The following is a 16607-nucleotide window of genomic DNA, read 5'->3' as shown; positions in this document are numbered from 1 at the left end:
CCCGATCAGCCGACAATCTTCGGCGATGTACCCGAAAACGCTCTTCTCTGAACAACTCTCGGTGATCGATCGGGACGATGGGATGATCTGGGCCAGCCCCAGGCGATGTCGTCGACGGCGAGGAAGGGCTCGTTGACCACGGTCGCCGGAGTCAATCCCGTGTACGCCATGACATCACGATGGAGGTGGGACTGGTCGGTGTAGCCGCCCTCGGCGGCAACCGCGGCCGGGAGCCGACCCGCGACCAAACTGTGCACGGCATGGTCGAAGCGGATCAGCTTCGCCGCGCGCTTGGGTGGCAGGCCCAGCTGGGACTGGAATCGGGACCACAGGCGTTTGCGGCTCCAGCCGAGCTCGGCCGCCAACTCCTCGATCCGATCCATTCCGCGACCGGCGACCATTCGATGCCAGGCCCACGCCACCTCGGGGTACACGGGCGCCGCCGTCGCGTATTGCCGGGCGAGCCACGCGTCGGTCCACGCGAAACGATCGCTCCAGGACGGGAGCTCGTCCAATTGCTCGCAGAGTCGGGTCGCCGCACGGCCCAGCAGATCGTCGAGGGCCACCACCGAATTGCCCAGTTCAGCCGCCGCTGGACCCAGCACCGCGTGCGCGACCACCGGCGACAGGCGCACCTGCAGGCAGTCGAAGGCCTCCACCCGCAGCGCGTGCAACACCTCGCCGAAACCAGGCGCGATGGCCAAGCTGCCCCGGCGCTGCCGTCCGGCCGGATCTTGCAGGGCGATGGTGCCGCCGAACACGAGCACCAGCGTCACGGCCGGGTGCGGGATCAGCCGGAGATCGGGCGGGGTGATACCGCGGTCGCCGAACCCGGCCATGGTGACGCCGGGCACGCGACTCGACTGCCTCGGGCAGGCGATGTCCCACAGCACGCCGCGCCCGGCAACATCGGACCTCATGCCGTCATGCTACGCACGCCGACGAGCCGGAACATTTATCCAATCCACCGGCAACCAGCGGCAGCGATAGTGCAGGTATGACTATTTCCAACAACGAGTTACGCGGCGTCGACAAGTCGATCGGTAGTGAGATCTACGTGAGGCAAGACGGCCCGCGCGACGCCCCGGCACTGCTGCTCATCCACGGCACCGCCGCGTCGGGGCGGTCGTGGGATCCGATGGTCCCGCTGCTGACCGGATCCCATCGCGTCATCCGGGTCGACCTGCTCGGGTGCGGCCAGTCGGCCGGACTGGGGGACGCGAACTACACGGTTTCCGACCAAGCGCGCCGAGTCGGTGCCGCGCTGGATCCGCTCGGCGTCGAACGCGTCATCGCGGTCGGCCATTCCAGCGGCGGGGCGGTCGCCACCGCGCTCGCCGAGCAACGCCCTGACCTCGTGACCGCGGTCGTCATCATCGATTTCGGACCCCATATGGGCGCCTATATAGCGCAGGAGAGCTCCGCCCGGCCGCCGGTGAAGTGGGCGGATCTGACCGATGAGCAGTTCCGCGAGATGATGCGCTCCGGGTTCAGCGCGGACTATACGATTCCCCAGGAGTATGTGGACCAGTTCCGCGCCATCGACCCCGCCGTCTTCGTCGCTGCCTCGCAGGCGAATTGCGGCTACCTTGACGAGCGGTCGCTTCCGGAACGGCTTGCGCCCCTTGGTAAACCGCTGCTGGTCATCTTCGGTGCGAACGACAGCAGGTGGCGTCCCTCGGCCGCGGCGGAGTACCGCGCCGTGCCCGGCGCGACAGTGGTGCTGTTGCCCGGGGTCGGGCACTCGCCCAACCTCGAGGATCCGCCGAGGACCGCCGAATCGCTGCTGGCATTCGCCGCGAAATGCGCTGCCGCAGAGCGCAACTGAAGCGAGCGATCATCCTCCGTTCGAGCTCCGGTGCGATAGCCCTGGACGGGGGCGGCCGCAGCTCCGAATCGGAGCGACCCCGATACCGCAACCGTCCGGGCCGTTTGCGCGTCCGTCGCTTGGCTAACCCAACTCCGACCGCCACCGATACCTCGGCTGCCGGTTCCAGAAAGGGACGGTTCATGCACGACAACGCGCCACGCTCCGGCACTGGAGCAAACACGATGCCTTCGCAGGTGAGCGGCAAGCTGACGATCTTCGACCGCTTTGCCACCGGTGCGGCCGCACTCACCGCCAAAGCCGGGTTTTTCGTATTCTGCGTGCTCCTGGTCGTGGTGTGGGCGCCGACGTTCCTGGTCTTACCCAGCGTCGACACCTGGCAGCTGGTGATCAACACCGCGACCACGATCATCACCTTCTTGCTGGTGGCGTTGCTGCAGAACACGCAGTCCCGCTCCGACGAGGCGGTCCAGCAGAAACTCAACGCCATCGCCGACGCACTGGCCGACTTCATGGGCGAACTCAGCGTCGATCACCCAGAACTCCTGCGCCACCGCCAGGAACTAGCCGACGCGGTCGGCCTTGAACGACGCGAGTCAGCTTAATTGTGACCGCATAGCTCGCGCGTCACCTGGCTTGGGTAGGACCTTACGTTGATGACGCAGGAAGGCAGGCAACGCCGGCCACCGCGTAGGTAGTTTTGCCGCTTTCGGTCTGCGAGTGGACGATCGATTTCAGCCATGGCAGTTCGATCGTGCCGCGAATCTTTTGGCCGGTGATGAGGTCGTACTCGTCGTATGTCGGTGTGTTGTGGGTGTCGATGTGTGCGACCGTGGTGCCGGTCACCGTGGCTTGATGCCCGAATCCTGTCGCGGCGAGGTCCCACTCTTTGCGGACTTCGGATGGCTGATTCAGCGGTATGGAAAGTACTGCCCCGTCGTCGCCGTTGATCCAGTACAGCCGATCCCCGATCCGGGTCAGTGTGTTCGGCCGGGCCCATGCGGTATGCCCGGCCATACCCACGTGCGACGGGGTGCGCGCACCGGTAGCGGTATCGAGTTGTACCAACTCGAGTCCGAGCGCGCTGGTCTCGTTGCGGCGCGCCTCGACCGAGCCGTAGAGGTTGAACAGTGCCGAGCCGTCCGCCGAGCATGCCGAGGCCCGTGACTCGCTGCGGAACCCGTTGGGCCACTCCCATTCACCGCGCAGGACGGGTTCGCCACCGTCGATGGGGAGTTCGAACAGTCGGTGTTTGATCATCGGTTGGGGTGCGGTGAGGTCGTCGAACGTGACGACGACCCCGAACGCGCGCTTGCCGCAGTGCGCTGCCGAGAGCATGAGCCCGGGGACCGAACCCCGCAGTGGTGCTGTGTCCGGGGAGGTCAGGACGTAGTCATGCCGGTACTGTGCCGCTGGTCCGCCGCCGGTGCCGGTGTTGAACCAGACCAGGCTTCGGCCAGACGTGAAATCTTGTGCGATGCCTTCGACCCCGTCCTCGTCGTTCGCGAGCACGTTGCGGCCGGATTGGCTGACGGTTGTCACGGAATCAGCTGTGGCTAGGGTGAATCCGCGATTCCAGCCCACAATGCTCGCCGAGTCGATCGCGCCGCCCTGGAGCTTGCCGACGACGTTGCCATCTGCGTCGATGGCGAAGGCTGAGGTGTGATCGGCCTTGGTCATGATCGGAGGTTGCGACGGACCGACCGTGACCACAGCGATCGCCTGGCTCGGCACAGTCGCCATCTCGGCCGCAGTGATCGGAACAGGATCTTGCCCGCAGGCCGACGCGGCGAGCACGATCGCCGTCAACGCCGCGAGGGCGGGTACGGACGGCCGAAGCAAGGTCACTCTCCTTCGGCGTGTGGCGGAATGGACCCAGGGGGGTTTGCGCGTGTACGGCAATGGACACGTCCCGCCACGTCCGAGATCATCCCAGCAATCAATATCGGCTCACCCAGTTGGAGTCGCGGACGTCTTTTGGCTACACGCCCCACCCGCCATCCTTGTCCAGATCGATGCCGGGTTGGAAGCGGCGCACCCGACACCAGTCAGGAGTCAACTTCGGCGATGCTCTCGGTCTACTCCCATGCTTGCGAACAAGGTCTCTGCGTCGGCTCTATACCGGGAGGCAGTGTTGTCGTCGCCGAGAGCCTCCATGGTCTCGGCCATCCCGGCCAGGGCATACGCTTCCTCCGGCCGGTAGTTGACCGCCTTGGCAAGCTGGTAGGCACTCGTATGCATTTTCAGAGCCGAGGTGTGTTGCCCAGTCTTTCGGAGGACGCGTCCGGCGATGTTCTCAACCTTTGCTCTACGAAGTGGTGACGACGTCGAGTGAATGAGCGACAGCGAGCGTTCGAGGAACGCCGATGCTTGTTCGTGGCACCCCACGCAGTATGCGACGTCAGCGGCGGCGGCCATCGCAATCGCCGCTTGGCCGGGTTCCTTGCTCTCCGCACACAACTCTCGCACCTGGACCAGATGCTCGGCAGCGACCGCATGTTCGCCCAATCCCAGGTACGCGAATAACAAATCGGTGAGTGCAACCAACTCGTTGTCGTGCTGACCGAGCTGACGCCCAAGCGCCAGCGCCCTGAGCGCCGCCTGCTTTGCTTCTTGATAGTGCCCCCACTGCTCGTACAATGTGCTCAGGACAGTGAGACTTTCCGCCTCGGCGCGGACCGCACCGATTTCTCGTTCGTGGGTGATCGCACGTTCGAGGTACGCCAACGCCTCCGGAAAACGGCCGAGAACGCTGTTGAAAAGCCCTAGAGTGCTTTCGCAGTGAGCCTCGGTGTAGCGGTCGCCGATCCGCACTGCCACCGTGCGCCCCTCCGTGACAACCTCGATGCCTTCGGCAAAGAGACCGAGTGACCAGCACGCCACGCCCAGATTCGACAAACTTATCCCAAGCAGGTAGGGCTCGCCGAGTTGCCGGGCGGCGGTAACCATGACACGGCCGATGCCGGCGAATTCCTCTAGGTATCCGTGTGTATAGAGATGGAATACGACGTTGCGTCCCAAGCACACCGCATGACGTTGGTATCCGGACCGCTCCGCGATAGTGACGGCCGACAGCAGCGCAGTATGCTCACAGGTAAACCACTCTCGTACTCGATTCACGTCCTGTAGATCCGGCAGCTCAGCTTTCGATTTCAGGATGCTCGGGGTGGGCTGACGCCGACCGGGAAAAAGTATCTCGCAGGCCGTTTCGGTTGCGCTGAGATAGTAGTCCAGCAGGCGCACCACTGCCGCTTCGTCGGTTTGTCGGGTCGATCGATTGTGCAAACTCTGCGCGAAACTGAGAACCAGATCATGGAAGACGTAAAGACCTACCTCCGGCTGCTGGACAAAGTGGACATCCAGTAGCAGTTCAAGGACTTTCTCCGCCTCTCGGGTGCCAATACCCAACAGGGCGGCGGTCGAATGTACGTCGATTGTCCGACCGGGGTGCAAGGCGAGGAGCCGGAACCCGAGGCGGCAGTCTTCATCCAGTGTTTGGTAAGTGAGGCGTAGGGTCATGGCGACGCTTCGCTCGCCGATCTCGAGTTCGCCTAATCTTCGTGTCTCATCGCGAAGCCGGCCGACCAGATATTGCAGAGTCCACCGCGGGCGGTTGCGCAGTCGTGCGGTAGCGATTCGTATCGCGAGGGGGAGCTGACCACATAGGCTCGCAAGCTCGACAGCTGCCTCGGGCTCGGCCGCGATGCGCGCCGCGCCCAGAGTTTCCGCCAACAGGCACGAACTCTCTTCTGGTGACATCACATCCATCGAGATCCACTCTGCGCCATCGAGATCGACCAGCCGCGCCCGGCTAGTGATCAACACCAGGCAGCCAGGTGTGGTCGGCAGGAGCGCACTGACGCCGACAGCGTCCACAGTGTTGTCCAAAACGAGCAGCAGTCGTTTGCCGGTTACGGCGGCTCTCCACATAGCGATACGGCCGGCCATGTCTTCGGGTATTGCATCGCCAGGCAGACCGAGCGCCCTCAGCAAACTATCGAGCGCGGTCCCGACGGTGATCGGCTGCTCGCCGACTGTGAAGCCGTGCAGATTGATATAGAGCTGTCCGTCCGGATAGTCATCGGATAACAGGTGTGCCGCCCGCACAGCTAACGCAGTCTTGCCACAGCCACCCATGCCGTCGATCACGACTGTCCGGGTGTGACCTTCGCCTGACCCCTGACTGTGGACAAGCAGTTCTCGGAGTTCTTTGTCGCGGCCGGTGAAGTCCGCGAGATCGTAAGGCAAAGTGCAGGGCGGATTTGTGGTCACCAGCCGATGATCGGGAGACGGTGGGACAACGCTCACCAGGAGGCCGGGCGACGAACGCATTCCAAACGAGGCGAGTTCAGGACTTTCTCTGAGGATTCCCTCGTATACCTGGGTGAGTTGGAGGGTCGGATTGATGCCGAGTTCATCGACCAGGAGGTCACGGGCTCGAATATATTCTTCCAGCGCCTCTGCCTGACGCCCAGAGTGGTATAGCGCCAGCATCAACTGGCACCGCAGGGTTTCCCGTAACGGATGCTGATCGACCAGCTTTCGCAGTTCACCGACAACCTCGGTCGCTTCGCCGAAACTCATTCGCAGTTCGAATAACTGCTCGGCCGCCATCAAATAGCGCTCATCGAGTGCGGTCACCGCCGCCTCGATCACCGCTCCGCCTTCGCCGCTGAGGATCGGGCCGCGCCAGAGCATCAGCGCCGTGCGTAGCGACTGGGCGGCTCCTGCTAGATTTCCTGCCTCGGTACGGAGCTTGGCCTGTTGAATGAGCGCCTCGAACTCAGACAGGTCCAATTCCGTGTCGGCGATCTGGGCCCGATACCCATGGCCGTCGGTAACGATTACCTCGTTGCCGTTCGGAATACGCTGACGGAGATCAGCAATCGCTTTGCGCACCTGGTGAGATGCGCTCGACGGCGGCTCCTCACCCCACGCTGCGGTGACCAGTCGGTTAACCGGTAGCACCTTGCCGGTCTCCAACAGCAACATGACCAGGACCCGCTCGCGGATCGCGCCGCCGAGCCGAAGTCTGGCCCCAGCGCTCCACCCTTCCAGCGAACCAAGAATGTTGAAGCGTAGCTGTCGATCAGCCTCTCGTGCCGTCACTTTCCCCCCTTGCTCAAAGCCAGGCCATACAGCCTTCACATGATCGTAACCAGCACCGCGCAAAGAACGGATGGTTTTGGAACCATGATCGAGACCTCTGGATGTTCGCCGACGCCCGTCGGATACATCCCAGATAGCTTGCAATGCAACAGATTTAGATCTACAACCACATAAACGCCGGCGCGGATGTGCCGCCACCGCACCGAACGGCAGGTCCGCGTGAACGGGCCTGCCGTCGGTCATCATCACTGTGCCGCGCCCACCTCCGGGTCTGTCGGATAGGAGTAGGCGGATATCGATGGCGGATCACACCGATCGCCACGACTGCGGCGACTCCACCCGACACACTGCCCACCGTGCCAACCGGCCCGGTGGCGCAGGCTCAATCCGTGCACATAGCCTCGCGGAGGCTCCGCGGCCGCATATCTGCCCAGGCTGCTTCGATGAACGTTAAGCAATCATGTCGCGACGCCTTATCGACGATAGCTCGCCATCCCTCCGGAACACCCGCGAACGAAGGCCAGAGAGAATGCTGCCCTTCCGCGTTGACCAGGACGCAAAACGTTCCCATTTCGTCATCGAACGGGTTGATATTCATTTCATTTCTCCCAGCTGATCTCAAATGATGTGAAGCACGTCGCTCACGACTTCGGCCTGCCACGAGCGACCGCGGCTCAGACTTGTGCGATCGACTCGACCCGGGGGTTGGCGATCCTCCGATAGTCAGTACTGTTGAGCGCCACCGATTGGTCCAATCGCGCGGCATTGAAGTAGATCTCTTTGTGTGAGAGGAGATTTCGATCGACAATCAGGTCGAGTTCATCCGCAAAGGCAAACGGTACAACGGTGCCGCTCACGCTGCCTGCCAGGTTTTCCGCAACGGTTACCGGGGCGAAGTACGTTCGAATTCCATCATATAGACGTCGGATGATGTCGAGATTCACCCTGTGCTCGCCCGAGACAACAGCCAGCACGTGTGCTGGCGTTTGCCCTCTGCGCTTGACCACGAGCACGATACTCTTGGCAGCTTCACTCAGCGTGTGACCGCGGTATTCGCTGGCAACCGCGGTCACACCCTCGGGCCGGTGATTGATGATCCTATATCGCGCGTTCTGCTGGTTCAGCAGATCCATGAGTTTTTGATGTGCACCGATACATTCAGTCAATTCTTCCATCTTCTTCTCCACTTTGAGGTGAATTTGGCAAGGAAACGTTTCCGCATCGCGCCTGTCATTGACGAGATTCGCAGCCGCCTCGTACCACGCGATAACCGACGGTAAGCGCAATGAGAGAAAGGAGTCCGAACGCACTCGGGACGGTGTAACCGAACCTTGTGCCAATATTGTCCAGGGTCCAGCCGCCCACCACACTACCGAGGGTGATGCCGAGTCCGATACCCCCTGAGTTCAACGCCAATCCTTCGGTGATAGAAGCAGCGGGAATCACACGCTCAATGATCTCGACGCCGATGACAAGCACAAGCGACATCGCCAGGCCCGCGATAATGAGCAGGAATGCCAAACTCAGTAGGCTGTGCGCAAGCATCAGAGGCAAGAGTCCTATCGCAAAGGCTGCCACCGACCACGCGTACCTGCGATGTAGGGTCCATTGAACTGCCCGTGCTCCATACATCAATCCTGCGATAAGGCTGGCTGCGCTCCAGATGCCAAGTAGAACTCCGCCCGCGGTACGGTTGCCCGCAGCGGTCACGAACCCGATGGTCACGATATCCATTGAGCCGAAGACGCCTCCGATGCCCAATGCAATGACGAATAGCACGCGCATGGCAGGGAGCTGTATCGCATTCGTGGTGCGCCGCCCAGCGGCGAGGCCGCTGGGCGGCTGTGTACTCTTCTGCAGGGCGAGAGAAAGGGCGCCGACGACTGCACAGCTGATGACGGCGATCAGTCCGGCAATTGGTCCTATTCCGGTGGCAAGCACCGTCACCAGCAGCGGACCGATGATATAAACCATCTCATCCGTCGCCCCTTCGAAAGCATAGCAAGTACGCAATTGTGGCGTACCCCGATACAAATTTGTCCATCGCGCACGGATAAGCGGCCCAGCCAACGGCAATGTCGCGCCTCCCAGCATCGCCATGGGTACGAGTATCCATACAGACCAGACCTCACGAATCGCAATGGCAATGAGAAACATGGTGCCGCCGAAGGTCAAGGCAAGTGGCGGCAGCACTCGCGCCTGCCCGTATCGATCGTGTAGCCGACCTATTCGAGGAGCAACGATCGCTGCGGTAAGCGAGAAGGCGCCGGCAACGGCGCCTGCCGCCGCATATCCCCCTGTCTCCGAGGACAGGGCCAACACCAATCCTAGACTAGCCATGGAAACGGTTAGCCTCGCGATGAACCCTGCCGTAACAAAGCGTCGGGCGCCGGGGTTGCCGAACAACTCCGCATATCGGACGATCGGATTCATCCTGCTGCGGTCGGGCCGCGCGCTCCCAATCGTATTGTTCTGGACCGATGAGTCCGTCCCCCGGTGCCCGCCATTGGTCATCTGAACTCCTTAAGGAAGTCTTCTCAAACACAGGTCGGCGGCGGGACCTGGCCGTCGAGCACACATCGGTCGAGAAACCGATGCAGCAACGAACCCATTGCGGCAGAATCGCTATCGAGTCGGGGACCGAGAAGGGCAGTCACATTTCGGTGATCAAATGGATTATGCTGGCTGCGATACGGGGACTTCCCGTCCCCGGACGATGAGGACAGCACACTGATAACCGGATACGCAGGGTTGGCTACCTGGTTCGCTATGCGGGAAGTCCACGTGGCGACCGGCTCGATCTCCATCGCGTACCCGTAGTGGCGCAGCCAGGTCGTGACGTGGTTGAAATCTACCATCGGGCCATCGGTCAGGTGGAATATTTGACCGAAGGCATCGGGCTTCGACGCTATTTCGAGCACGTTCGCCACCGCCTGGTCGACAGGAACCCAGGGCTCGGCGATATTGCGTTCCGGCAGTTTACCGACTGCAATCCCGCCTCGAATCAGTCGGCTGATGAAATCTTCGCGCGGCCACATGCCAGTTTCTTTATTGCCGACAATTCGCCCGAATCGAAGTACAGTGGCAGGAATGCCGTAATGACGGGCTGCTCTGACGAGCGACTCGCCGACCCATTTGCTCTGCGCATAGCCGTAGGTCAGGCCTTGTGGCGAAGCCACATCCTTCTCTCGCCAAACATCGTCACCTGTCTGCGTTTTCCACGGCATAACGGAGATAGTAGAGCTGAAATGGACCGACTTTACGCGTCCCTGCGTGGCGAAGCGAAGCACCTCCCGAGTTCCGGTTACGTTGGTAGCGCGCAACGCCGAGTAAGGTCGGGCGAGATTATTTTGTGCTCCATTATGAAACACGACATCAACCGAGCTTGCCAGCGCATTATAGGCGTCAGCACTTAGTCCCAGATGAGGGAGTCGTAGATCTCCTGGCACCACTCGTACATCGACACCCTCAGCGAGCTTTATCTCATAGGTATGCAACGCTTGATGCAGCTTGGTCCAAGCGATTGCTTGATTCTCGGCATGCACCAAGCAAGTTATGCGGGATATCGCGCAGTTCGACAGCCGCTGCAACAGGTTGATGCCGATGAAATCGGTGGCCCCCGTGATCAGGATGTGCTCTGGTCGACACAGGCGCAGTTCCGAGGTGTGCGCCACGCCTTCCTGTACAGGTTCAGCCACCGCCTCCGCGAGCAGTAGATCATGGAGACCGCGCTCCAATTCATCGTTGCCCCTGTCGGTCTCGGAGCGCTCGATGACCGACGATAGGGTGGCAATGGTCGGGTGCTCGAAGACGACGGGGAGAGCAAGCTCTACCGCGAACTGTGCATTGATACGACCGACGACTTGGATTGCGAGTAGTGAAGTGCCACCAAGGTGGAAGAAATCATCGTCGATTCCCATCGATCCGATCCCGAGAATCTCACTCCACAGGCGGACGATTTCGTGCTGTACCGCTGTCTGCGGCGGTCGATATGAGACGGCGAGGTCTGGCCGAGCCGCGTCAGGCGACGGCAGCAGCCGGTAGTCGACCTTGCCGTTCCCATTGAGCGGCAGCTCGTCCAAGGTGATAAAGCGCCCTGGCATCATGTGGCCGGGGAGCCGGACGGTGAGATGATCACGCAGACTTGGGACGTCGATCGGCTGGTCGGCGAAGCCCGTAAGGTAGGCGACCAGTAATTGCGGGCCTTCCCCGGCAGCCGCCATGCGGACCGCAGATGATCGAACAGTCGGGTGCTTCGTGAGTGCGGCTTCGATCTCCTCGGGCTCGACCCGGAAACCTCCGATACTGAGCTGGCGGTCAGCGCGCCCATGGAACTCGATCGCGCCATCTGATCGGCGGCGGCCCAGGTCGCCGGTGCGATACATTCGGTCTGCTGGGTTATCGGAATTCGGATCCTGAAGGAAACGTTGCCGGGTCGTGTCAGGTTGACCTCGATAGCCACGTGACACCGCCGCACCAGTTATGTATATCTCACCCACCGTGCCGTCCAGGATCGTCTTTCCATCGGGACCCAAGATGTGTATTTCAGTGCCCTGGACCGGGTGCCCGATCGGCACGATGGCCTCAGCCCAACCGGGCACGCACCGCCAGATAGTATTATCATTCGTGGTCTCGGTCGGCCCGTAGTGGTTCTCCAAAACCGCGTTCGGCAGTACGTCGTAGAACAAGTTGGCGAGTTCGGTTGACAGAACATCACCACCTGAAATGACCAGCCGCAACGACAGGAGTTCCCGCGCAGTATTCGGCTGTCTCAGCAATTCGGCCAAAAGGGCAGGCACGATGTCCAGTTGCGTGACACGGTGAGTTCGGACCAGCCGGGCAAGCTCAGCAGGGTCCCGTCGTTGATTTTCTGCAGCGACGATCAGTCGAGCGCCCACTGTGAGCGGGGCAAACATCTCGACAACGGAAGAATCGAAGCCGAGCGAATATTTCAACAGGCCGACATCGTTCGCCTGCCAGTCACTGCTTGCATGGATCACCCGCAGAGTCGACGCGATATTTTTGTGAGTAACCTCGACGCCTTTTGGCCTGCCGGTGGTGCCGGACGTGTAAATGACGTAGGCGAGAGTGTCGAGTTCTGGCATGAATTGCCACTCCGGCTCTACCGCTGGAGAATCTTCACCGATAGCTCTCAGGGTTACCGCGGGCGCTGTACAGCCCACGAAACGGTGCACTGACTCTTTTTCCGCCAAGACCAAAGTCGCCGCCGAGTCGTTCACGAGATAGTCGAGCCGATCCTGCGGATACGTATGATCCAAGGGGACATAGGCAGCGCCACACTTCATGATGCCAAGGATTCCGACGATAATCTCCAGACCTGGTCGAGCCAGGATGGCAACGGCCGATCCCGGCAACACCCCCAGTCGACGCAGTTGCCGTGCTAGAGAATCGGACCGTCGAGCCAGTTCCCCATACGTCAGGTGCCGCTCGCCGAAGCTGACAGCGATGCGGTCCGGGGCGACATCTGCCTGTGCGGCGAAGAGGGGAACGATTCCCTGGGTTTTATCGAAATCAAAGGACATCATCATTACTTTCCTCATTTACGTTCGGATCCGTGCTACGCATGTCGACTACTGGGACCGGGCTATTTCCCGCACCAGGGCAGGAATGGACAGGTCAGGGTTGAGGATGGCCTGTTCCACAATCGCGGTGAAGTCCGAGGCCATGCGGACAATGCTTGCGCGCTCGAAAAGGTCGGTCGAGTACGTCCACAGCATGAGGACGTCTGCATTCTGGTCACCTCCCGACTCCACAGAAAGCTGTTCGCTGCGTGGGATAACGATGACGTCCAGATCATGCTTCGCCGTACCGTTCGTCAGGTAGTGAACTTCGGCTGTGGCATCGCCGAGCGACATCTGCGGCACGCGCGCATCGTGATAGGAGAAGGCCACTTGGTATAGCGGATTATACGAAAGATCCCGTTTGGGGTTCAGCTGCTCAACCAGTTTCGGAAATGGCAGATCCTGATTGCGATACGCACCAATGGCTGTTTTAGCTGTCTGTTGCAGTAAGTCCCTGAAGGTATATCCGTCCTCAATCTTGACCCGCATCACTACATTATTTATCAACATACCGAGGAGTGGTTCGGTGGTGCGGTACCGACGGTTGGCGATCGACGACGCCACACAGATATCTTCACTGCCTGACCAGGTATGCATGAGCGCGAAGAAGACTGCGAGCATTGTCATGAATCCGGTCGACTGCTCCTCGGCGCCGATCTTACGGAGTCTTCTGTACGTATCGCCAGCAATGTGTATGCGGACAGTGTCGCCATGAGATGTTTGCCGACCAGGACGGGGCTGATCGGTGGGCAACGGAAGCAGTTCCGGCGCACCACGCAGAGTATCTTGCCAGTACGCCAGTTGTCTGCGCTGCTCGTCGCCCTGCAACCAGCGGCGCTGCCAGAGCGCATAGTCGGCGAACTGAATAGGGAGCTCCGGTAGTGCGTGGCGCTCACCTTTGGCGAAGGCGCTATAGATGTCTTGGAGCTCACCGAGCAGCCTGCCAAAGGACCACCCGTCGTGAATGAAATGATGCTCGATGAGCAGGAGCAAGTGGCGAGCGGGTGCCAGCGTGAACAACACCCAGCGAAACAGCGGCGGCGACGTCACGTCGATGCTCTGGGTGATGTAATCCTCCATGAGACTCAATGCGAGCGACTCGCGGATGAGCTCGGGCTCGCCTGCGAGATCCACCACCGGGACAGTGACTTGAAAAGGCGGTCGAACGACATGACTCGGTTTGCCATCGATCTCCAAGAATGCCGTCCGCAGGTGCTCGTGACGCCGCACGATCTCCGTGAGCGAGTCTTCGAGTACCGCGGGTGACAGCTGCCCGTTCACCTCGAGATATGCCTGAGTCTGATAAGCGATACTCGATGGCTGGATCTTGCTGAGTATCCACGTCTGCTCCTGTGCGGTAGACAGTGGAATTCGCTCGTGCCGATTTCGTTTCTCGCACACCGGGCCTCGGTCGTCTGGTGAATGCTCATGGTGGTTGTAATTTTCGATCCAGGTCGTGAGGCCCGCGATAGTGGGTTGTTCGAATATCGCCGCCACCGGCACGTCGATATCCAGCATGCTGTTTATATTTGCTATTATTCTTGTCGCCAAAAGAGAATGACCCCCGAGCTCGAAAATATTGTCGTATAGCCCTATCGGATCGACGTTGAGAATTTCTGAGCACAGCGCAGCGAGCGTCCCCTGAAGGGCAGTAATAGGAGCCGCAAACGCACTATCCAGGTCCCGATTTCCCCTCCCGGGCTCAGGCAATGCCGCATAGTCGATCTTGCCATTTGTAGTCAATGGAATCTGATCTACCACAACAATGCGGCCAGGGACCATGTACGGAGGTATCGTGCTGAACAGGTGCTCACGCAATTCCGCTGCAGTGCATTGCGATTGCGGCGCGAGGCCGACCCAGGCAATCAGGACCTGTGACATCATGGCGTCGCCTCGGACAGCCACTGCGGCGCCTCGCACCTCGGGATGAGCGAGTAGCGCGGCCTGAATATCGCCAGGCTCCACCCGATAGCCGCGAATCTTGACCTGGTTATCAGCGCGTCCGCAGAACTCTAGGTCACCACTCGGTAGTGCTCGAGCCACATCACCCGTTCGGTACATGCGGGCACCTGGCTGAGCGTAGGGGTCAGCGACAAATCGTTCGGCCGTCAATGCCGAGCGGTGCGCATATCCTCGCGCCAGCCCTACTCCTCCGATGTAGAGCTCACCAAACGCTCCTTCGGGTACGGATCGCAAATCAGAGTCCAAGATGTACGCGCTGGTGCCGGCGATCGGGCGGCCAATCGGGACCGTGGTGCCCGCGCTCGCTCCGTGGTGGTCTGCGACCTGAAAAACGGCGTTTCCTACGGTGACCTCCGTTGGGCCGTACTCATTGAATACCCTGGCCACCTTGCTCCAGCGCTCGGCGATTTCTGTTCGCAGTGCCTCTCCGCCGACCACCAGTGTCGACGCCAAACCGCTGATCGCGGTTCGGCTTATCTGGGAAGTGAGCATTTCGAGATGACTTGGCGTCAGTTTGATGAAGTCGAAAGGCCCATGATCCAATAGCCATTGCCCAAGTTTGTCGGGCTGGAGGCCGGACGGAGCCACGTGCACGGGATGCCCCATCAGCAGGGGGACATAGAGCGTCGGCACGACCATATCGAAGGCTACCGATGAGAACAGCGGTGCCCCCAAACCTTCAGAAGGATAGCTGGCGGTAGCCATCGATAGATAGTTCGCCAACCCAGCATGGGTGATCTGCACGCCCTTGGGAACTCCCGTAGATCCTGACGTGAAGATGATGTACGCGAGCCCATTCAGATTTACTTCCGAAACGAGAGGTTCTACCGGTTGAGAAGAAATCGATTCATCGTCCTGACCCATGACTACTGTGCTGACCCCGGCGGGCATGGCATTCAGATAGTTCTTTTCAGTAAGAATCAACTGAGCTCTTGCGTTGTCGACGAGGTTGGCTACCCTGGCAGGGGGGCTCGTCGGATCGATAGGCAAGTAGGCGCCGCCGGATTTCCAGACGCCGAGGAAGGCGGCGATCATGGTGATGCTTCGGTCCAAAAGGACTGCGACCACAGTCTCGGGTCCGACTCCAACAGATTTGAAGTAGTGCGCAAATTGATTGGCGTATGCATCCAGTTCGGCATACGTGACGTCAGCGTCGTAGGTCCTGATGGCAATAGAATTGGGCGATCGGAGTACTTGTTGCTCAAAGCTCATATGTGCGCAATGAGGGCGGGTTGTCGCATGCGTCGCGGACACTTCATGCGGCATCGAGTTTCGACATTCTTGCGATTCGCTCATTGTTCTCTATCTCTTTGTGTGCGATATCGAAATGCGACAGAAGGCTGATCGTTTTTGGCGTTGGCTTCTTGGCATTTCTCGGAGAAATGGCGGGTGGCAGATTCACCTCGGTAGAGCGTAAATCAGGTAGTATTGCTTCCGCGCCCCGGCCACAGACCCAGACTGCGCGCTACCAATCCCTATCCGTTCCCAAAGCGGTCCCCTTCCGTGCCCGAAGCGGCGCATCGTGTTTCGTGGCGCGTGCACGTGTTGACGGAACTCGTCGAACGCCGCGTCCGCCACATGCACCGCCGGCGATGTGGTACGGAGGCCGACGAGGCTGCGACGCACGGTGATTCACCGCTGGCAGCCCTACACGGGCTGCTGACACCGCCCACAGCGACGAAAGCTGACTACCGTTTCAGTGAGCGTCTGAAATCTCGGCTATCGGGTTGTCGGGCGTGCCAGTCGCCGTGACATGGTCATGATGGTGGCGATGTAGACCATGGCTTTGTGGTGGTCGGGGCGGGTTTCGCAGTCGCGGACGCAGCAAGCCGCACCTGACGGCCAGGTGTCATGGGCGAGCTTCAAAAATTGCACAACTGCAGCACACGGATGTTCCCGTCCCGACTTACCCCACCCATCCGGAACGATCGTTGATTGCTCGCTGCGGGTCTGTCAGGTTCGTAAGGTCATCGACGACTACGAGCTCGCAAAACACGAGATCCATTGTGCGTGGCGGCTGGCCTGAGCCTGACGATGAGGCCGTGGTGACGATGGCCTTTCGCCAACCATCAGCCAAGACGCGTCGCTCGATGCGGACGATCAAGGTCGATGCGGATTGTCTCGCG

Annotated in this window: 10 protein-coding genes; 2 read left to right on the top strand and 8 right to left on the bottom strand. The window is 60.5% G+C overall.

What is annotated here, in order from left to right; genetic code table 11:
• Positions 1 to 5: 5 nt before the first annotated feature.
• Entirely contained in the window at positions 6 to 920 is a 915-nt protein-coding gene (locus ACIA8C_RS18635; RefSeq protein ID WP_397136127.1) for a helix-turn-helix domain-containing protein, read from the bottom strand.
• 77 nt (positions 921 to 997) lie between these two features.
• On the opposite strand from ACIA8C_RS18635, the gene ACIA8C_RS18630 reads away from it, so the two are divergent.
• Positions 998 to 1828 carry an alpha/beta fold hydrolase gene (locus ACIA8C_RS18630; RefSeq protein ID WP_397136125.1) on the top strand — a complete coding sequence of 277 codons (831 nt, stop codon included), beginning with the start codon at positions 998 to 1000 and terminating at the stop codon, positions 1826 to 1828.
• Positions 1829 to 2052: 224 nt separating this feature from the next.
• Positions 2053 to 2433, top strand: a complete 381-nt coding sequence (locus ACIA8C_RS18625) for a low affinity iron permease family protein (RefSeq protein WP_397136123.1) — start codon at positions 2053 to 2055, stop codon at positions 2431 to 2433.
• A gap of 43 nt (positions 2434 to 2476) precedes the next feature.
• Here the strand turns inward: ACIA8C_RS18625 and ACIA8C_RS18620 are convergent, their stop codons facing one another.
• The 7 genes from ACIA8C_RS18620 to ACIA8C_RS18590 form a co-directional block, all read right to left on the bottom strand.
• Positions 2477 to 3670 (bottom strand): hypothetical protein, encoded by a 1194-nt coding sequence (locus ACIA8C_RS18620; protein ID WP_397136121.1) that lies wholly within the window; start codon positions 3668 to 3670, stop codon positions 2477 to 2479.
• Positions 3671 to 3883: 213 nt separating this feature from the next.
• A complete protein-coding gene (locus tag ACIA8C_RS18615) occupies positions 3884 to 7183 on the bottom strand; it encodes an AfsR/SARP family transcriptional regulator (RefSeq protein ID WP_397136568.1) in 3300 nt (1099 codons plus the stop codon).
• 136 nt (positions 7184 to 7319) lie between these two features.
• Complete coding sequence (locus tag ACIA8C_RS18610) at positions 7320 to 7535, bottom strand: MbtH family protein (RefSeq protein ID WP_397136120.1); 216 nt, start codon at positions 7533 to 7535, stop codon at positions 7320 to 7322.
• A 76-nt stretch (positions 7536 to 7611) separates the two neighbouring features.
• Complete coding sequence (locus ACIA8C_RS18605) at positions 7612 to 8112, bottom strand: YbaK/EbsC family protein (RefSeq protein WP_397136118.1); 501 nt, start codon at positions 8110 to 8112, stop codon at positions 7612 to 7614.
• Positions 8113 to 8167: 55 nt separating this feature from the next.
• Positions 8168 to 9370, bottom strand: a complete 1203-nt coding sequence (locus ACIA8C_RS18600) for an MFS transporter (RefSeq protein WP_397136117.1) — start codon at positions 9368 to 9370, stop codon at positions 8168 to 8170.
• A 104-nt stretch (positions 9371 to 9474) separates the two neighbouring features.
• The gene (locus ACIA8C_RS18595) at positions 9475 to 12486 is read right to left on the bottom strand and encodes an amino acid adenylation domain-containing protein (RefSeq protein ID WP_397136116.1); all 3012 of its coding nucleotides are present in this window, start codon (positions 12484 to 12486) and stop codon (positions 9475 to 9477) included.
• Positions 12487 to 12528: 42 nt separating this feature from the next.
• On the bottom strand, positions 12529 to 15777 hold the full coding sequence (locus tag ACIA8C_RS18590) for an amino acid adenylation domain-containing protein (RefSeq protein WP_397136114.1): 3249 nt from the start codon (positions 15775 to 15777) through the stop codon (positions 12529 to 12531).
• Positions 15778 to 16607: the final 830 nt, after the last annotated feature.

Source organism: Nocardia sp. NPDC051321 (assembly GCF_044455225.1).
In the GTDB taxonomy this organism is placed as follows: domain Bacteria; phylum Actinomycetota; class Actinomycetes; order Mycobacteriales; family Mycobacteriaceae; genus Nocardia.
Note: the sequence above shows the minus strand (reverse complement) of the source record. Positions and strands in the feature narration are given on the sequence as shown.

Bases quoted from the DNA above. Each gene is read 5' to 3' on its own strand.
- ACIA8C_RS18630 (WP_397136125.1), top strand. From the start codon at position 998: ATGACTATTTCCAACAACGAGTTACGCGGCGTCGACAAGTCGATCGGT.
- ACIA8C_RS18605 (WP_397136118.1), bottom strand. From the start codon at position 8,112: ATGGAAGAATTGACTGAATGTATCGGTGCACATCAAAAACTCATGGAT.
- ACIA8C_RS18600 (WP_397136117.1), bottom strand. From the start codon at position 9,370: ATGAATCCGATCGTCCGATATGCGGAGTTGTTCGGCAACCCCGGCGCC.
- ACIA8C_RS18590 (WP_397136114.1), bottom strand. From the start codon at position 15,777: ATGAGCGAATCGCAAGAATGTCGAAACTCGATGCCGCATGAAGTGTCC.
- ACIA8C_RS18625 (WP_397136123.1), top strand. From the start codon at position 2,053: ATGCCTTCGCAGGTGAGCGGCAAGCTGACGATCTTCGACCGCTTTGCC.
- ACIA8C_RS18635 (WP_397136127.1), bottom strand. From the start codon at position 920: ATGAGGTCCGATGTTGCCGGGCGCGGCGTGCTGTGGGACATCGCCTGC.
- ACIA8C_RS18610 (WP_397136120.1), bottom strand. From the start codon at position 7,535: ATGAATATCAACCCGTTCGATGACGAAATGGGAACGTTTTGCGTCCTG.
- ACIA8C_RS18615 (WP_397136568.1), bottom strand. From the start codon at position 7,183: ATGATGACCGACGGCAGGCCCGTTCACGCGGACCTGCCGTTCGGTGCG.
- ACIA8C_RS18595 (WP_397136116.1), bottom strand. From the start codon at position 12,486: ATGATGATGTCCTTTGATTTCGATAAAACCCAGGGAATCGTTCCCCTC.